The organism is Streptomyces celluloflavus (assembly GCA_000720995.1).
Taxonomy (GTDB): Bacteria; Actinomycetota; Actinomycetes; order Streptomycetales; family Streptomycetaceae; genus Streptomyces; species Streptomyces celluloflavus.
On sequence record JOEL01000082.1, the window covers coordinates 1 to 19,103 of the forward strand.

The 19,103-nt window shown below is 71.8% G+C and carries 12 protein-coding genes; 7 read left to right on the forward strand and 5 right to left on the reverse strand.

The features are described from left to right. On the reverse strand, positions 1-6,441 hold a 6,441-nt coding region (locus IH09_RS34940), incomplete at its 3' end, for a type I polyketide synthase (protein ID WP_190233504.1). Between the two features lie 511 nt (positions 6,442-6,952). Between IH09_RS34940 and IH09_RS34945 the strand changes: the two genes are divergently transcribed. The 5 genes from IH09_RS34945 (at position 6,953) to IH09_RS34965 (ending at position 12,808) form a co-directional block, all read left to right on the forward strand. Then, positions 6,953-7,273, forward strand: coding sequence for a hypothetical protein (locus IH09_RS34945; RefSeq protein WP_052861780.1), 321 nt, complete (start codon positions 6,953-6,955; stop codon positions 7,271-7,273). Beyond that, positions 7,270-8,091, forward strand: coding sequence for a class II aldolase/adducin family protein (locus tag IH09_RS34950; protein WP_110952801.1), 822 nt, complete (start codon positions 7,270-7,272; stop codon positions 8,089-8,091). Before IH09_RS34945 ends, IH09_RS34950 begins: the two co-directional genes overlap by 4 nt. 63 nt (positions 8,092-8,154) lie before the next feature. Beyond that, positions 8,155-11,274, forward strand: coding sequence for a non-ribosomal peptide synthetase (locus IH09_RS34955; protein WP_052861781.1), 3,120 nt, complete (start codon positions 8,155-8,157; stop codon positions 11,272-11,274). Next, positions 11,271-12,149 (forward strand): metallophosphoesterase family protein, encoded by an 879-nt coding sequence (locus IH09_RS34960; protein WP_052861782.1) that lies wholly within the window; start codon positions 11,271-11,273, stop codon positions 12,147-12,149. Before IH09_RS34955 ends, IH09_RS34960 begins: the two co-directional genes overlap by 4 nt. After that, positions 12,146-12,808 carry a 4'-phosphopantetheinyl transferase family protein gene (locus IH09_RS34965; RefSeq protein ID WP_052861783.1) on the forward strand — a complete coding sequence of 221 codons (663 nt, stop codon included), beginning with the start codon at positions 12,146-12,148 and terminating at the stop codon, positions 12,806-12,808. The genes IH09_RS34960 and IH09_RS34965 overlap by 4 nt, the downstream gene beginning before the upstream one ends. A gap of 27 nt (positions 12,809-12,835) precedes the next feature. On the opposite strand, the gene IH09_RS40450 is transcribed toward IH09_RS34965, so the two are convergent. Further along, positions 12,836-13,936, reverse strand: a complete 1,101-nt coding sequence (locus IH09_RS40450) for a helix-turn-helix domain-containing protein (RefSeq protein WP_318279655.1) — start codon at positions 13,934-13,936, stop codon at positions 12,836-12,838. On the opposite strand from IH09_RS40450, the gene IH09_RS34975 reads away from it, so the two are divergent. Beyond that, entirely contained in the window at positions 13,926-14,831 is a 906-nt protein-coding gene (locus tag IH09_RS34975; protein WP_052861785.1) for an NmrA family NAD(P)-binding protein, read from the forward strand. The genes IH09_RS40450 and IH09_RS34975 overlap by 11 nt on opposite strands. A 312-nt stretch (positions 14,832-15,143) precedes the next feature. On the opposite strand, the gene IH09_RS34980 is transcribed toward IH09_RS34975, so the two are convergent. The 3 genes from IH09_RS34980 to pdxR all read right to left on the reverse strand — a co-directional run bounded on the left by IH09_RS34980 (position 15,144) and on the right by pdxR (position 18,267). Further along, a complete protein-coding gene (locus IH09_RS34980) occupies positions 15,144-16,025 on the reverse strand; it encodes an SDR family NAD(P)-dependent oxidoreductase (RefSeq protein ID WP_052861786.1) in 882 nt (293 codons plus the stop codon). Then, entirely contained in the window at positions 16,022-16,495 is a 474-nt protein-coding gene (locus IH09_RS34985; RefSeq protein ID WP_052861787.1) for a MarR family winged helix-turn-helix transcriptional regulator, read from the reverse strand. Before IH09_RS34985 ends, IH09_RS34980 begins: the two co-directional genes overlap by 4 nt. A gap of 275 nt (positions 16,496-16,770) precedes the next feature. Further along, complete coding sequence (gene pdxR / locus IH09_RS34990; RefSeq protein WP_052861788.1) at positions 16,771-18,267, reverse strand: MocR-like pyridoxine biosynthesis transcription factor PdxR; 1,497 nt, start codon at positions 18,265-18,267, stop codon at positions 16,771-16,773. A gap of 159 nt (positions 18,268-18,426) precedes the next feature. On the opposite strand from pdxR, the gene IH09_RS34995 reads away from it, so the two are divergent. Next, positions 18,427-19,002, forward strand: coding sequence for a universal stress protein (locus IH09_RS34995; protein WP_052861789.1), 576 nt, complete (start codon positions 18,427-18,429; stop codon positions 19,000-19,002). Positions 19,003-19,103 lie beyond the last annotated feature (101 nt).

Sequence of the window (19,103 nt, forward strand, 5' to 3'; positions counted from 1 at the left end):
AGCCCACAACAAAGGCTGCAACACCTCAGCACCCTCCAGCACAGGCGCACCCACCACCCCCGCCAACACCTCATACGGATCCCACTCCACATAAGACCCAAGCGCCCCCGCACACCGCGCAAAACACGCAGCAAACACCGGCGACTCCACCAACAACTCACGCCCCATACCAACCCACTGACTCCCCTGCCCCGGGAAAACGAACACCGTCTTCCCGGGACCACCGGTCGGCACAGCACCGGGTGCGTGCTGCCCGCTCATCAGGGCGGTCAGCGCCTCGGTCAGTTCGGTGCGGTCGGCGCCGATGGCGACGGCCCGGTGCTCGAAGCGGCTGCGGGTGGCGGCCAGCGACCAGGCCACGGCGGCGGGGGTGGAGGTCTGCGGCGCGGTGGCGGCGAACTCGCGGAGGCGGCCCGCCTGGGCGGCGACGGCCTGGCGGCCGCGGGCGGCGATCGGCCAGGCAGTGACGTCCACCTCGGATGACAGCAGCGGTGGTGTGCCCGCACTCGCGCCGTCCACGCCATCCGCACCGTCGGCGTCGACAGTCGCGACGGGCGTTTCCTCCCGTTCCGTCACTTGCTCAAGCAGGACGTGCACGTTGGTGCCGCTCATGCCGAAGGCGGAGACACCCGCCCGGCGCGGGGCGCCGCCCTCCGTCGTCCAGGGGCGCTGCTCGGTGAGGAGCCGCACCGCGCCCGAATCCCAGTCGATCTCCGGGGACGGCTTCTCGGCATGCAGCGTGCGCGGCAGCACACCGTGCCGCATCGCAAGGACCATCTTGATCAGGCCCGCGAGGCCCGCCGCGGTCTGTGTGTGGCCGATGTTCGACTTGGCCGAGCCGAGCCACAACGGGCGCTCGGGAGAGCGCTGTTGACCGTAGGTGGCCAGCAGCGCGTGCGCCTCGACCGGGTCGCCGAGGGGGGTGCCGGTCCCGTGCGCCTCCACCGCGTCGACCTGGTCGGGCGCCAGGCCCGCGGCGGCCAGGGCAGTGCGGATGACGCGCTGCTGGGACAGGCCGTTGGGGGCGGTCAGGCCGTTTGAGGCACCGTCCTGGTTGATCGCCGTGCCGCGCACCACCGCGAGCACCGGGTGTCCGAGCCGCCGGGCGTCCGACAGGCGCTCGACCGCGAGGGTCGCCGCGCCCTCGGCGAGGCCCATGCCGTCCGCGCCCGCGCCAAAGGGCTTACAGCGGCCGTCGGCGGCCAGGCCGCGCTGCCGCGAGAAGCCGACCAGCTGGTCGGGCGTGGCCATCACCATCGCGCCGCCGACCAGGGCGAGCCGGCACTCGCCCGCACGCAGCGCCTGGCCCGCGAGGTGCAGGGCGACCAACGCGGACGAGCAGGCGGTGTCGACGGTGACGGCGGGGCCTTCGAGGCCGAGCGCGTAGGCGACGCGGCCGGAGATGATGCTGCCCGAGTTGCCGGTGACGAGGTAGCCCTCGGCACCGGCGTCGCCCTGGGCCAGGCCGGTGCCGTAGCCGGCGGCGGTGGCGCCCGCGAACACGCCGACGGGGGCGCCGCGCAGCGTCTCGGGGTCGATGCCCGCGCGCTCAAGGGCCTCCCAGCCGGTCTCCAGGAGGAGGCGCTGCTGCGGGTCCATGGCCAGGGCCTCGCGCGGGTTGATGCCGAAGAACGCCGCGTCGAACTCGGCGGCGTCGTAGAGAAATCCGCCGTGCCGGGTCGTGGACTTGCCCTGCCGGTCGGGGTCCGGGTCGTGCAGCTGGGGGTCCCAGCCACGGTCGGTGGGGAAGCCCGAGATGACGTCGGCTCCGGCAGCGAGCACGTCCCAGTACTGGTCGGGCGTGGCGATGCCGCCGGGGAAGCGGCAGCCGATGCCGACGATGGCGAGGGGTTCACCGGGGTCGGCGGCGGTGGCCGCGGCCGTGCCCGCGGGTGCGGCGGCCTGCTCGGTGCCGAGCGAGGTCGCGGCCAGGTGCGCGCCGAGCGCGGCCGGGGTGGGGTAGTCGAAGACGATCGAGGAGCGCAGTTTCAGGCCGGTGATGACGGCCAGGCGCTTGCTCAGCTCCACGGCCGTCAGGGAGTCGAAGCCCAGGTCGCGGAAGGGGCGGTTGCCGGGCACTTCGTCGGCGCCGCGGTGGCCGAGCACGGCGGCCGCCTGGGTGCGCACCATCTCGGCGGCCAGCCGCTCGCGTGCGGCCGGTCCGGGGGCGGCGGCCAGGCTGCGGGCGAAGGCATGGGACGGGGCCGACGCGGTGGCGGCGCCGCGGCTGTCCGCCTCGTCGAGCGCCCGTCGGGCCTCCGGTATGCGATCGAGGAGGCGGCGGGACCGGGCGGCGCAGAACACCGGCGCGAACCGCGCCCAGTCCATGTCGGCAAGGGCCAGGTAAGGGGCGTCGTCGGCGTCGGCGAGTACCCGCCCCAGGGCGTCGAGTGCCGGGCGCGGCGCCAGGAAGCGGGTGCCCTGGCGGCGCAGGCCGGCCGGGGTGACGGCAGTGGGGCCGTGCGGCCCGAAGGCGTCCGGCGCGTCCCAGTCACGGGTGTCCCACACGCCCCAGCCGAGGGAGAGTGCGGCTGCGCCGCGCGCCCGGCGCCGCTCGGCGAGCGCGTCCAGGTGCGCGTTGGCGGCGGCGTAGGCGCCGTGGTCGGCGCTGCCCCAGGCGGCGGCGATCGAGGAGAACAGCACGAACTCGTCCGCGTGCTCGGCCAGTTCGTCCAGGTGGTCGGCGCCCGCGGTCTTGGCGGCGAGCGAGGCGGCCAGGCCGTCCAGGTCGGTGTCCTCGATGCGGGTGAGGTGGAAGACGTTGGCGGCGTGCAGCACCGTGCTGAGCGCGGGGCCGGCGTCGGCCACCCGCGCGAGCAGCGCGGCAACGGCTGAACGCTCGGCCAGATCACAGGCCACTACGTCAACCGCCGTTCCGGCGGCGGCGAGTTCGGCGGCGTGCGCGGCAAGGGCTGCACTCGGTCCCGAGCGGGTGGGCAGTACGACGCGGGGCGCGCCGCGCTCGGCCAGCCAGCCGGTCAGGTGCGGGCCGATCGAGCCGGTGCCGCCGGTGACAAGGACGGTGCCGCGCGGGGACCAGGCCCCGGCCGGTCCGCCCGCGCCTGCGGTGCGGGGCGCGCGCTCCAGGCGGCGGCCGAGCACCCCGGTCGGGCGCAGCGCCACCTGGTCCTCGGCGCCTTCGGCGAGCACGGCCGTGAGGCGGCCGCCGGCTCTCTCGTCCCAGACCTGCGGCAGGTCGATCAGTCCGCCCCAGCGCTCGGGGTGTTCGAGACCGGCCACCCGGCCAAGGCCCCAGACCTGCGCCTGAGCCGGGTCGGCAGGGGCGTCCCCGGGTGCGGCCGATACGGCGCCGCGGGTGAGCACCCACAGCGGGGCACCGATCCCGGCATCGCCGAGGGCCTGCACAAGGGCCATGGTGGCGACGGTGCCGCGAGGGACGGCGGGGGCCTCGGGCAGCCGGGCCGTGTCCAGGGCCAGCAGCGACAGGATGCCCGTGACCCCGGCCACGTCGGAGGGGAGTTCAGCGGCCAGGGCGTCGCGGTCGGTTGCCTCGGTGCGCAGCACCACGGCCTCGGCGCCGTGCGCGGCCAGCGCGCGCACGCAGTCCTCCGGGTCGGCACCGCCCGTGACGACGAGCCAGGTCCCGCCCTGTACGGGGGCGACGGGAGCGGCAGCGACCGGCTCCCATGCGGTGCGGTAGCGCCAGGCGTCCTCCGGGAATCCGGGTCCGGTGAGCGCGAGTTCGGCCCGGCGCGGCCAGTAGCGGCTGCGCTGGAAGGCGTAGGTGGGCAGCTCGACGCGGTCGGCGGCGGGCAGTACGGCGGTCCAGTCGACGGGCACGCCCTGGACGTATGCCTCCCCGAGCGAGGCGAGGAGCCGGTCCGTGCCACCGTCCTCACGGCGCAGGGTGCCGACGACCACCGGTTCGCGGCCCTCAAGGCCCTCGCCGACGGCCATGGTGAGGACCGGGTGCGGTGACACCTCTATATAGGTGTCATGCCCGTCCTCGCCCAAGGTGCGTACGGCGCGAGCGAATTCGACGGTCTCCCGCAGACTGGCGTACCAGTACGAGGCGTCCAGCTCGGGACCATTCAGCATCTCGCCCGTCATCGCCGAGATCATCGGGACGGACGCCTCGCGCGGGGCCAGGCCGTCCAGAACCGCCAGGATCTCCGCGCGCAGCTCATCGACGTGTGTGCTGTGCGAGGCGTAGTCGACCGGGAGGATCCGGGTACGGGTGTCGGCGTGCTCGTCCGCGAGGGCGCACAGTGCCTCCAGGTCGCCCGACACCACCGTCGCGGTCGGCCCGTTGACCGCGGCGACCGCCAGCCGCGCGCCGTACGGCGCCAGCCATTCGCGCACCGTGTCGGCCGCCTGCTCGGCGGCCATCATCCCGCCGCGGCCCGCCAGGGCGGTCAGCGACTTGCTGCGCAGAGCGACGACCTTGGCGGCGTCGTCGAGGGAGAGGATCCCGGCGACGGCTGCCGCCGCGATCTCGCCCTGCGAGTGGCCGACGACCGCGTCCGGCTGTACCCCGGCCGCCTGCCACGCCGCGGCCAGCGACACCATCACCGCCCACAGCGCGGGCTGCACCACATCCGCGGCCTCGAACCCGTGCCGACCGGCGAGCACATCCTCCAGCTCCCACTCCACATACGGAGCAAGAGCCGACGCGCACTCCGCCAACCTCGCCCGGAACACCGGCGAAGCCGCCGCCAGCTCCCGCCCCATCCCGACCCACTGGCTGCCCTGCCCGGGGAAGACGAACACCGTCCGGCCGATCCCGCCGCCCCGCAGCCCGCCCGTCACGACCTCCGCCGCGGGCGCGCCCCCGGCCAGCGCCGCAAGCCCTGTCAGCGGTTCCGGTCCCACCACCACAGCCCGGTGTTCGAGCGCCGTACGCGTCGTGGCCAGCGACCACACCACATCCTGCGCCGTCAGCCCGGTTCGCACAGCCAGGTGTTCGCGGAGCCGGTGGGCCTGCGCCGCAAGGGCCGCAGGGGTGTGCCCGGACAGGACCCACGCCTTCGCCTCCGGCAGCAGCGGAGCGCTCTTCGCCGTCTCCGGCTCGGCAGTCTCCGGCGCGGGCGCCTCCTCAAGGACCAGGTGCGCATTGGTCCCGCTGATCCCGAACGCGGAGACGGCGGCGCGGCGCGGCTGGTCGTCCTCGCGCTGCGCCCAGTCCACCGGCTCCTGCAAGAGTTTCACGTTCCCGGCGGACCAGTCCACGTACTCCGACTGCTGCTCGGCATGGAGCGTCTTCGGCAGAATGCCGTGTCGCAGCGCCATCACCATCTTGATGAAGCCCGCGACGCCGGCCGCCGCCTGGGTGTGCCCGATGTTCGACTTCACCGAGCCGAGCCACAGCGGCCGGTCCGCCGCCCGCGCCCCGTCCGCGCCGTACGTGGCGAGCAGTGCCTGTGCCTCGATCGGGTCGCCAAGGGTGGTGCCGGTGCCGTGCGCTTCCACCGCGTCCACATCTGCGGCAGCCAACTGGGCGTTCTCCAGGGCCGCTTCGATGAGGCGGCGCTGCGCGGCCCCGTTCGGCGCGGTCAGACCGTTCGACGCCCCGTCCTGGTTGACGGCGCTGCCGCGGATCACCGCGAGGACCGGGTGGCCGAGCCGCCGCGCATCCGAAAGGCGTTCAAGAAGCACCATGCCGGCGCCCTCGCCCCAGCCCGTTCCGTCGGCCTTCGCCGAGAACGGCTTGCAGCGGCCGTCGGCGGCCAGGCCCTGCTGCCGGGAGAACTCCTGGAACAGCATGGGCGTGGACATCACGGTGACGCCGCCGGCCAGCGCCAGTTCGCACTCCTGCGCACGCAGTGACTGCGCGGCCAGATGCAGCGCCACCAGGGAGGACGAGCAAGCCGTGTCCACCGTCACGGCCGGTCCTGTCAGACCGAGCGTGAAGGAAATGCGGCCGGAGAGAACGCTGTTGGCGGTGCCGGTCAGGAGATGGCCCGTGGCCTCGTCGAAGTCCAGGTCACCGCCGCTGCCGTACCCGGCGGACGATGAGTAGAGGCCCGCGAACACGCCGGTGCGCGACCCCTTCAGGCCGGACGGGTCGATGCCGGCCCGCTCCACGGCCTCCCAGGCGGTTTCGAGCAGCAGCCGCTGCTGCGGGTCCATCGCCAGGGCCTCGCGCGGCGAGATGCCGAAGAAGGCGGCATCGAACTCGGCGGCGTCGTAGAGAAATCCGCCCTCGCGGGTGGTGGAGCCGCGATGGTCGGGATCGTCGTAGAGCCCGGCCGCGTCCCAGCCCCGGTCGGCGGGGAAGCCGGAGATCGCGTCGGTGCCGTCGGCGACAAGACGCCACAGCTCATCCGGCCCGGCCGCGCCGCCCGGATAGCGGCAGCCCATGCCGACCACGGCGATCGGTTCGTGCATGCGCTTCGAGAGATCCAGCAGCTGCGTGCGGGTGGTGCGCAGATTGGCAGTAACCAGCTTGAGATAATCGCGAAGCTGCTGTTCGTCAGCCATTCCCCCACCATTCTCAGATTCGCCCGTGCCCCGCCCGTCAACAATCGCGCACCGGCGGTTCTGTCAGGATTCTGTGGCAATTCGGGCAGGAGGCTCTAACGGCTTGGGAGCGAACTGCAGAGATTTCCAGCCGTCAACATCCCGACTCCTGAGGGTGTTGACAACCTCTCGCCCGGAGCACGGGAGCGCAGCGCAGCACTGGAATCAATCATTCACAGTGCGCGTCGAACCCCCGTTGCCGGAGCACCTAATCACACTGACGGGCGATTAACTAGACCCATTTCATGAGTGGTTCGCCGCACGTCACCTGGGACGACTCGACTTAACGATCTCCTGGCACCTGAGGCGCCACTCGACTCGGCGCCCCACCCACCCCGACCCTGTGCGTCCAGCCGGGAGTTGAGACGGAGTCCTCAGAATGACTCTTGAGAGATGACTTGTGCTGCTGCTAGGTTTCGCGGCGGTCAGCAGATTGGCCGGATTCCCTTCCGATTACGAGGAGTGACCGACTGTGACGCACCGTTTCTCGCTAGTCCTCAACCGGGAAGTCACCGAGCAGGAAATCGCGGCCCTCAAGGCAGCGAGCTGCGCCGACATCTCGTTCGCCGCCGACACCCTGCCAACGGACGCCGAAATTCCGGTTAGTCGCCTGGAATTCGAAGACGCCGTCACACCGACCCTCGCCGAGGCCATCGAAGCCGGTTTCGAGACCGTCAAGGTGATCCCGGAATTGTCTATTCCGGGCTTGAGCGTGCCCGCACAACCGGCCGCCGCCCAGGACGGCACGGCGGACAGAGAGGCCACGAAGGAGACAGCCGAGGCCACTTCGTGACGGCGCGGGAAACCCTTTCGGTCGACGAGCTCAAGCCGATACCCGAAAAGGACCTCTACAAGCGCTACCGCCCGGTGACCCCGGCGGGTTACGAGGACCCGGCCGAGGAGCGCCGCTACCGCAAGGAGCGGCTCGCCGCGGCCCTGCGCCTCTTCGCCCGGTTCGGCTTCGATGAGGGCGTCGCCGGCCACATCAGCGCGCGTGACCCCGAGTTCCCGAACTACTTCTGGGTCAACCCGTTCGCCGTTCCGTTCGCCCAGGTCAACGTCAGCAACCTGGTTCTCGTGGACGAGCACGGCAGCGTCGTGAAGGGCGGGTACCCGGTCAACAAGGCCGCGTTCGTCATCCACGGCTGCATCCACGAGGCCCGCCCCGAGGTCGTCGCCGCGGCGCACGCGCACTCGATGTACGGCAAGGCTCTGTCCGCCACCGACCAGCACATCGAGGCGCTGACCCAGGACGCCTGCGTGTTCTACCAGGACCATGCCGTGTTCGACGACTACACCGGCCTGGTCGAGGACCTGGAAGAGGGCAGGCGCCTGGCGCGCACCCTCGGCACCAACAAGGCGCTGATCCTGCGCAACCACGGGCTGCTCACGGTGGGCAAGTCGGTGGACTCCGCCGCCTACTGGTTCATCGCGGCGGAGCGCTCCGCGCAGGCCCAACTGGTCGCCAAGGCGGCGGGCCGGACCCGCGAGATCGATCCGGAGTACGCCAAGTTGACGTACGACCAGTCAGGCATGGACGAGGGCGGCTGGGTGCAGTTCCAGCCGCTGTTCGAGTACATCGCCCGCGAGGAACCGGACCTGTTCGACTGATTCGTCGGACGACAACCGACGAAGGATCCGGACCCGGACCAGGAAGAGCCGAGAACCGCAGCCATGTCGCAGCCCCCGCCCGAGCGCAACCGCACCTTCCGACGACCCGTCTCGCCCATCGAGTGGTGGTTCCTCGGCCATCCCGAGAGCATGAGCCCCACTCTGGGCGTCGTGGTCGAGGGCGACGGCATCCTCGCCCCGGAGCGCCTGGCCGCTGCGATCGCCACGGCGTCCGAGGCATGCCCGGGGGCACGGCTCGTGCGGGAGGAGCAGACCTGGGTGGACGGCGGCACCCCGCCGCCGCTGCTCATCGTGGATGCCGCGGCGGGCGAGGACCTGCTGCGGCTGCCCCAGCTCCAGGCTCCACTCGCCGGATCGGGCGTGCCGTATTGCCAGGTGATCCTGGTCCGGCGGGACGGCGGCGGCCGCACTGCCGTGGCCTTCCGCGCCCACCACGCGGTGATGGACGCCAAGGGCCTGCTGACCTGGACCGCCGACGTCTTCCGCGCGCTGCGCGGCGAGCAGCCGCTCGGCGCGCCCGACCCGGTCGGCGACCGCGAGGTCTATGAAACGCTCATCGACCGCGAGGTGAGCGACTATCCGCTCAGCGACAAGGCCCCGATCATGGGTGCCTGCGAGCCCACCTCCCACACCCGCACCGTCACCGCCCGCCGCACCCTCCAGGGCACCCACCCGGGGCTTGCGGCCCGACTGGCCGTACTGCTTGCCGAACTGGTCGCCGAGCAGGTCGGGGACGCCCGCCCCGCCGCCTTCTACGTGCCCGTCAATCTGCGGCACTACCGGCCGGAGGTGCGCAGTACCGCCAACTTCTCGCTCGGTCTGACCCTTCGGGTCACGGCGGGCGAGGAGTGGGAGACCGTGCACGAGCGGCTGCTGCGTGCCATCCAGGAGCGCGAGCAGCTGCGCACCGTGCCCTCGCCCGAGCTTCTCTCGGCCCCGCTGTCCGGGGTCGAGGCCATGCTGCTCGAAATCAACCGGCGGGTGCGGGCCAAGGAGTCCTTCCCGACGGACGCGGTACTCTCGCACACGGGCCGCGTCGAGCTCGCGGAGCTGCACGCCCCGGGGTTCACGGCACACACCGCGTTCCCCCTGGTCCGCCCGACGCCGGGCGGGGCACCCGACCTGAACATCCTTGAGGTCGGGCGGCACACCGAGATCACGCTCTCCTGGTGGGACGGGGATGCCACCGGCGCCCGTATCGAGGCCCTGCTCGATCGCATCGCGGCGGGCCTCGCTCCACACCGGGTATCCCGTCCCGCCTCGCCACCCGCTGCTCCTGCCGCCGCCTCATCCGCCGGCACGTCGACGGACGGCAATCCCGCCGCTTCACCCGCCGACAGGACGACGGACGGTGCTCCCGCCGGCCTCGTCACTCGTTTCCTGCGCCGCGCCGCCGAACACCCCGACGCCCTCGCCCTTGACGGCGGCCCCGGCGAGCGCCTGACGTACCGTCAATTCGAGCGACGCACCGCGGTGGTGGCCGCCGCCCTTAGCGAGCGCGGCGTCGGCCCCGAGACCGTGGTCGGCGTGCTCGGCGAGCGCTCCGTCCCCTCCGTCGTCGCCATCTGGGGCGTGCTGCGCGCGGGCGGTGCGTACCTGCCGATCGACGCGCGCAACCCGGACCCGCGCATCGCCGACCTGCTCGCCGACTCGGGCGCACCCCTGTGCCTGCTGCCGCGGATGTACGAGGAGCGCGCCTGCATACCCGAGGGGTGCACCGCCCTGACCCTCGACGACCTGGACTGGTCCGGCGATCCGCAGGTCCCCGACCCGGAGCCTTGCGAGGACCAACTCGCCTACGTCATCTACACCTCCGGGTCCACCGGCCGCCCCAAGGGCGTCGAGGTCGAGCATGGCGCGCTGCGCGTGTTCACCGACTGGACGCTGCGCGATCTCGGCATCGACGCCGGCACCCGCATGCCGCTTCTCACCTCGATCGGTTTCGACCTCGCCGCGAACGCCTTCTACCTGCCGCTGCTCGCAGGCGGCACCACGATCCTGCGACCGGCCGAGGTCAGCCACGCGATGCTGCGCGAGCTGCTGCTCGAATCGGGCGCGAATACCCTCACACTCACCCCCTCCCACCTGGTGCTGATCAACCGGCTCGGGCTGCGTCCTGCCGGTTTCCGCTCGGTGGTCGTGATAGGCGAGCAGCTGCACACGTCGGTGGCGCGGGAGACCCGCGAGGTCTTCGGCCCCGACTGCCGGATCGTCAACACCTACGGCCCGACCGAGGCGACGGTGATGATGACCCGGCACACCTTCGACCCGGCGGCGGACACGGGCCCTGTGGTGCCCATCGGCGTACCCACCGACGGAACCGAGATCATCCTGCTCGACGAGCACGGGCGGTTCACCGCCGATGGCGAGGCCGGCGAGCTGTGCATCGGCGGCGCCCAGCTGGCCCGCGGCTACCGGGGGAGCCCCGAGCTGACGGCGGACCGTTTCGTCCGCCTCGCCGACGGCACCTCCGTCTACCGCACCGGCGACCTGGTCCGCCCGCTGCCCGGCGGTTCCTATGAGTTCCAGACCCGGTTGGACGACCAGGTGAAGATCCTCGGACACCGCGTGGAGCCCGCGGAGGTCGCCCAGGCGCTGCGCGCCCACCCGTTCGTGGCCGACGCCGTGGTGCTGCCCCGCACGACCGGTGACCGCAAGGCCCTTGCCGCCTACGTGGTCCGCGCCCCCGGCGCGGACCACGCCACCGCGGAGGCCCTGACCGCGCACCTCGCCAAGAGCCTTCCGGCCTATCTGGTCCCGGCCGCGACGGTGTTCGTCGACGCCATACCGCAGAACATGAACGGCAAGACCGATCCGAGCCGCCTGCCCGACCCTTTCGCCCGCGACCACTCAGGCGAACAGGGAGCGCCCGCGCATGCTCCCGCGGACGACCTCGCCGCAGCCGTCGCCGAGATTTGGTCCGAGATCCTGGGCCTCGCCCCCGATCACCTCTCCGACGACGCCGACTTCCACCGTCTGGGCGGCAATTCCCTTGAGTTCCTCACCATGCTGGCCACCGTCGCCGACCGCGTCGTCGGCGAACCGGCCCGCCCTCACTTCGATGCCGCCCTCCCCCACCTCATCCGCAACCCCACCCTCCGCCACACGACAGCCGCGTCCCGCGAAGCGCGCGAGGCCCGCCCGGATCACGTGATCGCGTGACCAATCCCCCGCGTTCCGCGCACCTACCCGCCGAACCACGCCTGTTGGCGGTCAGCGATCTGCACGCCGCCGTCTCCGACAACCGGCAGATCGTCGCCGGCCTGCGCCCCGAGCACCCCGGCGACTGGCTGCTCGTCGCGGGCGACGTCGCCGAGTGCACTCCCGACATCGAGCGCACCCTGACGCTGCTCGCCGACCGCTTCGAAACTGTCGTCTGGACCCCCGGCAACCACGAGCTGTGGACCCACCCGGACGACCCCACCCAGCTTCGCGGCGAACACCGCTACCAGCACCTCGTGGCGATCTGCCGCGGCCTTGGTATACACACCCCCGAGGACCCCTACCCGGTCTTCCGCGGCGAGGGCGGCCCCGTCCGCGTCGCACCGCTCTTCCTGCTCTACGACTACTCCTGGGTGCCGTCCGGTTTCGCCACCAGCGCCGAGGCTCGCGAATTCGCCCACTCCTCCGGCCTGGTGTTCACCGACGAGTTCCTGCTGCACCCCGACCCGTACCCGACCCGCGAGGACTGGTGCGCGGCCCGGGTCGCCGCCACCGAGCAGCGCCTCGCCGAAGCCGACGACCCCGAACTGCCGCTGCTGCTCGTCAATCACTACCCGCTGGTCCGCCGGCCCACCGACGTGATGCACCACCCGCATCTCGCGATGTGGTGCGGCACCGCCCGCACCGCCGACTGGCACCTCCGCTTCCACGTCGCGGGCGTCGTCTACGGCCACCTGCACATTCCGCGCCGTACCGTCCACGACGGCATCCCCTTCACCGAGGTCTCCGTCGGCTACCCGCGCGAGTGGCGCCGCCACGGCCACCCGCACGGCATCCTGCGCCGCGTACTCCTCTCCCCGGAGCCCGCCATATGACCGCCGCCACCCTCCTGACCGAGCTCCTCCCCGCCACCGCCCACAGCGCCGAGGCATTCAGCGACATGCCGGACCTCGACCTCTTCCCCGCCGAAGAAGCCGTCGTGGCCCACGCGGTGGACAAACGCCGCCGCGAGTTCGCCACCGTCCGGCACTGCGCACGCCGCGCGCTCGCCGCGATCGGCCGGCCCCCAGCTCCCCTGCTCCCCGGCGAACGCGGTGCCCCCGGCTGGCCCCCCGGCGTGGTCGGCAGCATGACCCACTGCGACGGCTACCGCGCCGCCGCCATCGCCGAGCAGTCCACTCTCGCCTCCCTCGGCATCGATGCGGAGCCCCACGCCCCTCTCGTCGAAGGCATCCTGGAAGCCGTCTCCCTCCCCGGCGAACGCACCCACCTCGCGTCTCTCTCCCACCACCACCCCGGACGGCACTGGGATCGGCTTCTCTTCAGCGCCAAGGAATCCGTCTACAAGACGTGGTTCCCCCTGACCCACCGCTGGCTGGGCTTCGAGGAGGCAGAGATCACCTTCGCCCCGGAGGACGGCACCTTCCGCGCCCGCCTCCTCACGACCCCCGCCGGCCACCCCCTCCACACCCTCCAGGGCCGCTGGTGCATCCGCCGGAACCTCGCCCTCACCACGCTTACGCACCCGGCCTGAGCAGAGACGTCCGCGCAGACCGCCACGTCACCCGCGGTCTGGCCGCCGCCGGATGGAGCCGGCCTGCGCGCGGAGGGCCGCCACCATGCAGCGGGCGAGTTCGGGCCACTCGGTGAAGAACGCCTGTGCTCCGGGGGCGAGGAACACCAGACGGGCGTAGTTGTCCCTGGGCTCCATCCCTTCGTGGAGAAAATCGCCGAGTACGTTGCTGCCCACGATGTCGAGCCATCGGTTCACCAGCAGGGCGGGCACCGTCATGGAACCGAGCAGCTGGTTCACGGCCTCCAGGCGATCCGCGCCCATACGGGGCGTCTCCCCGCCCACGGCGGTTCCTGTAATGGTGAGTTCCCGCAGGTAACGCGCCGCGACGGTGTCCAGCAGCAGTGCGTGACACAGGCCCTCCACCACCGCGGGGGACGGCCGGCGTTCCCTCCCCTGTTCAAGGCGCACGTAGTAGTCGGTGCTGATCCCGGCCAGGAATGCCACTTCGTCCCGCCGCAGCCCCGGCACCTGGCGCTGTGCCCCCACGGCCAGCCGGTGTTGTTCAGGCCGCGCCCCGTTCCGCCTGGCACGCAGGAAGGCCGCCAGTGGTCCGCCTCCGCTGTGCCCCCTTGAAACCTCCATACCACCAGGGTAAAGACGCGGGCGTTCACTGTGGTGAGGAGACGGCCGTGAGCTGCGCCGCCACGGCCGCCCGGCTCCGGCTTCGCCGCGCAGTCCGAGACCGACATGCGCAGAGCATCGATGTCGCCCGAAGCTACGGGCAGAGCACGCGCGCCGAGCAAGCCGTCGAGTCGGCCCCGCGGCCCTGGTGGCCGTATCGCCCTCGCCCGAACGAAATGTGCCCGGCCCTTGACGAAGAGGCCCGGCCGGTGCCGGCCGGCGCGGCTGGGGTTCCGGGGTGTGGGGTGGGTGCGCCACTCCTACCCGCCCGCTTCGCCGGAGGGCTAACGTCCCGAATGCCTGCCGAGGGGCCCGGATCCCAGCCGGGCGACGGCCTTGCTTCCCCTGCCCGCCCCGGGACCTGCCCCGGGAAGAGGCGTCAGGGAGGACACCGTGTGCGCACGGCCGGCTTCCCAAGCACCGGTACAGAACGCCAAGGAAGAGAGATACATCGATGTTCGTCATCACCGGCGCCAATGGCCGCACCGGGCGGGCCGCCGCTGTGCACCTGCTCTCGGCCGGATACCCCGTCCGAGCCGTCGGCCGGTCGGCCCGGCGGCTCGCCGATCTCGCCGCGCGGGGTGCCGAGGTGTGGGAGGCCGACCCGACCGACTCGGCCGCGCTGACGGATACCTTCCGTGGCGCGGACGGCATCTACGCGGTGATCCAGCCCAACTACATCCCCGATCACCCTGACTTCGGTGCCTTCCAGGACCAGGTGGCGGCCTCCCTGACCAAGGCGGTCACCGAATCCGGTGTGACCCGCGTCGTCGGACTCAGCAGCTGGGGAGCCCGGCACCCCCAAGGCACCGGACCGGTCATGGGGCTCCACCGCTTCGAGCAGCGCCTCTCGGCCGTCCCTGGAGTCGACACGCTGTGGCTGCGGGCCGGCTACTTCATGGAGAACCTGCTGGACCACGTCCACACCGCCGCGGCCCACCACCGCATCAGCGCCCCCTTCGAGCCCGGCCTCCCCCTCCCCTTCGTCACCACTCGCGATGTCGGGGCCCGGGCCGGGGAGGAACTCGCCAACGGGACCTGGCACGGTACGGAGGTCATGGAACTCCAAGGGGAACGCGATGTGAGCATGCGGGAAGCCGTGAGCGTGATCGCGAAAGCTGTGGGTGCGGACGACTTCACCTATGAGCAGACCAGCCTCGCCGAATTCCACGCGGAACTCCGCAGCAAAGGCGTGTCCCTCAACGTCGCGGACATGATGGCCGAGGTCGGCGAAGCCATTAACTCCCGGCACACGCGGACGGAGCAGCCGCGTACCGCTCGCACCTCCACCCCCACCTCCATCGAACGGTTCATCGAGGAGGAATTCGCCCCTCGGTACCGCGCGGCCCGACCGGATTGAAAACCCTGGCGGGGCCCACCGCGGCGCAGAGCGATGAGCGTGACGAGGGCCTGCCAGGTCTCCCGCCAGCCGTTCCACAAGCTTCGGATCGACGGCGTACGGAACCGTCGCCCCTGCGCTCATCGAGGCGCCCGCGCGGGCGCCATCCCGCACCGCTGAACGACCGGCCGCACCTTCGATGCCGCCCGCCGGGCGCGGGCAACCCAGCACGTCAGGCAGGGCCGGCCGGGGCCGCCTCGTCCTGCGGGTTCCGCGGGCCGGGCAGGACGAGGCAGCCACAGCCCCGGCGTGACAACCGGTTCCGGGCCGGACCTACCTCGTGAGGGGCTCCACCCCGAGGAGGGCTGCGGTTTTGGTGTAGACGGTCCGGGCGAGAGCGTCGTTCAGGGCCAGGTGCGAAGGGATGTCCGGCTGGGACTCGCTGAAGAAGCCGCCGCTGGGGCGCGGTGCGGGCGAGGCGCCGGCAAGCCAGACCGGGGTCTGCACACCTTCGTCCGGGGTGATGGCGAACGGACGGAACAGCGGGGCGGTCAGCCGCATCAGACCACCGGCGTTGCTGTTCATCGCGGTGCCCTTGACCATGCCGGGATTGGCGTTGTAGAGGCTCATGCCGTCAGGTAGGCGGTGTGCGAGTTCTCGCGCGGCCAGGAGGCTGACGAGTTTGCTCGTCGCGTAGACGTTGATCTGGTGGTAGAAGCGCTTGCTCCACGACGTTCCCGCGACATCCGGATCGGTGGCATCGAGTCTGCCGCGCTTTTCCACGAACGAGGACATGTTGATGATCCGCGCTTCGCGCGTGAGCACTCCTTCGGCCAGGAGGGCGTTGGTGAGCAGGAACGGGGCGTGGTGATTGAGCGCGTAGGTGCGCTCCACGCCGTCCGGTGTCTGCGCGTACCGGGGGAACGCCGCCCCCGCGTTGTTGATGAGGGCGTCCACCGGGTTTCTGTCGGCGGCCAGTTCCGCTGCCAGTGCCTGTACCTGCGACCACTGTTCCAGATCAGCGGTGTACGTCCTCGGCGGTGCCGCGTCACTGCCCGCAGGAGCCAGGCCGCGCAGGCTGTCGGCGGCGGCCCGGGTGCGCGTCGCGTCCCGGCCGACGAGGACGACGCTCTGACCGGCCTTGATCAGGTGGCGTGCCGTCACCAGGCCCAGGCCCGAGGCTCCGCCCGTGATGACCGCGGTCCCGCTGCTCATTGCTGCTCCTCTTTCGCGGTGTCCTTGACGCCGGCGGCCTCACCTGTCGGGCGGGGGCCGTCGATCACTTCGCGGAGAAGCGTGTGCAGGCGCAGCCTGCTCTCGTGGCCGAGGCGGGCGAAGGGTGAGTGCTCGGTGGTGTGCTGGATGACGCGATCGCGCAGCGCGCATCCCTCGGGGGTGAGCTGGATGACTTTCGCACGGCGGTCCATGGGGTGGGGCACCCGGCGGACCAGGCCGCGCTTCTCCAGCCGGTCAATCATCGACGTGGCGGTTGAGGCGTCGCACTGCAAGAGGTCGGCCAGACGGCGCGCGGTCATCTCCCGCCCACGACTCAGCCTCCACAGCGCATCGGCCTGAGTGTCAGTCAGCCCCGCGTCCTGGGCCAGCTCCTTGAGCTCGGCGTGCACCTGGGTGCGGATCGCGAACAGGTAGTCGTAAAGCTCTTCGGTCAGCTGCCGATCATCCATGACCCACAAAGTACATGGATAATCCAATCATTGGAAAGTCCATGCACTGCGTGGAGCCCTCCATTGTGCGGACTGGCCCACCGTGACGCTCAAACCACCCCGCCCCGTCGACTCCTGGGTGCAGTGGCCCGACTCCCGGGCCGCCCTCTGCCAGGCGCTGCTCGACGGCCGCGCCTGGTCAGCGGGCGAGCTCGCTCGGCACGCGGGGGGTGCGGCCGTCCACTGCCGGCGAGCAGCCCTCCCGGCTGATCGCGGGAGCTGCTGGGCGCCGAGTTTCAGCCACGTCCCTCGAAGCCGGACTTCCTGATCAGGTGCGCGAGTTGTTGCACGCCGGGTACGAACGATGACTCGGGGGTGTTGCCGTATCCCAGGACGAGCCCGTTGTGGGCGGAGTCCGCGAGCAGCGAGGAGCGGGACAGGGGCCAGGGGGCCATCCGGTGCCGCCGGGCGGCCCGGGCCACGCGCTGATCCGGGAAGTCCGCCGGCAGCCGGACCGTCAGGTGCATGCCGCTGTCGCCGCCGGTCACGGTGTGCGGCACGTCGAGGTGTTCGGCCAGCGCCGCCCTGAGCGCGTCCCGGCGGCTGCGGTACAGGCGGCGCATGCGGGCGAGGTGCCTGCTGTACTGGCCGCTCTCCATGAAGTGCGCCAGGGCCAGCTGCTCGCAGCGGTGCCCACCGCGCAGCATCTCGTCCACGACCGGTGCCGCCTGGTCGACCAGTACCTCGGGCAGCACGAGGAATCCCAGGCGCAGCGAGGGGAACAGCGTCTTGCTGAAGGTGCCCACGTAGAGCACGGGTGCATTCGGCGTCATGCCCTGCATGCAGGCCAGGAGTTCTCCGCTGTGGCGGAATTCGCTGTCGTAGTCGTCCTCCATGATCCAGGCACCGTGGTCGCGGCACTTCTCGATCAGGTCGAGGCGTCGGGAGGCCGTGAGGACCGAACCCGTCGGGTACTGGTGCGCGGGGGTGGTGTAGACGAGGCGCGGTGGGCGGTCCCTCCAGTCGGCCGCGGAGATGCGCAGGCCCTCCGCGTCGACCGGCAGGGGGAGGAGGTCCAGGTCGCCGGAGGCCAGTGCGGTCTGTGCGCCGCGGTAGCCGGGGTCCTCGATCCAGGCGGTGTCTCCCGGGTCGGTGACCAGCCGGACGCACAGCGAGAGCGCCTCCTGCGCTCCCTCCGTGATGACGACCTGCTCCGGGGCGCAGCGCACACCGCGGGCCAGCGCGAGGTGGCGCAGGACGGCGGTTCTCAGCGCCGGCTCCCCCTGGGGCGGGCCGTAGCCCAGCAGACCCGTTCCGCCCTGCTGGAGCGTCCGGTCGAGGGAGCGTCGCCAGGCCGCCAGCGGGAACTGGGCCAGGGCGGGCACCCCCGGCGTGAAGGCGAGGGAGTCGACGCCTTCCAGGAGGGGCTTGCGGATCCGGGCGCTGCGCTGCGACAACGTGGGTGGGGCGGGGGCGTGGTGGGCGTGACCGTCGGGCTCCGGTCGGGCCAGCGCGGCGACCCGCGTTCCTTGTCTGCTGAGCTCGATGTAGCCCTCGGTGCCCAGCACGTCGTAGACGAGCGTCACGGTGTTGCGGGAGATCCCGAGCCCTCTGGCGAGGGTGCGCGAGCCCGGCAGGCGGCTGCCGGCGGGCAGCCGGCCGTCGAGGACGGCGGTGCGGATGCGGTGCAGGAGCTGCTTTTGCAGGGACTCCCCGTCGCGGGCTCGGGACAGCGGTTCCTGCTGGAGGAAGTCGAGTTGCGGCCCCAGGGCCTCGCTGCTGGAGGTCGACACCGCTCCGTCTCCCCTCGTACGACGCCCGCCTCCCCAGGGGCCGGGCCGGATCTTGTGGATCCATGGAATGTGGCTCCATGGAATGGCCCCGTTGTGGACCTTATTGGGGATCCACACCAAGCCTAACCTGGCAGGGGCGACACGCACAGGGAGAAGAGAATGTCCGCACGTCTGAACGACTACGTGAACGGCAGTCAGTCCTCAATCCTTCGCCGCATCAGCCGGGTGGTGGTCGGTGTTTCCGGTTCGCCCGGCAGTCCGGCCGCGCTGACCCGAGCCGTTCAGGAGGCCCGGCACTGCGGGCACCTGCTGGTGCCGGTGAGCGCCTGGACCCCGAGGGGCGGTGAGGCGGCAGCACGGTGCGCACCCTCGCCGGGGCTCGACGCGCAGACGGAGCGTGCCGCCGAGGAGCGCCTGAAGCGCGCCATTGCCTCCGCACTCGGGGGCATGCCCGAGGACGTACCGGTCGCGCCGACTGTGGTACGCGGCTCGGTCGCCGACGCCCTTGTCTCCCTCGCCGCCCACCCCGGCGACCTGCTCGTCCTCGGTGGCGGCCCGCGCCACCCGCTGGTCAGGCTGGTGCGGGGCGGGATACGCCGCCAGGTGACAGCCCGGGCGAAGGCGCCCGTCCTGCTGGTCCCGGAGCCGACCGTGCCGCGCGGGACACGCCGCTGGCTGCGGGACCTGACCGCCGACGACTTCCGCCGTAGGGCAGCCGACGGCTTGGCCGGCTAGAGGCAATACCGGTGATTTAGGTGGCTTTCCGGCTGGTGGGTCTGGTCTTGGTCGGTCCGACCAGTGTCACGCGGGGAGTGCTCGGTCGGGGCGGATCGTGG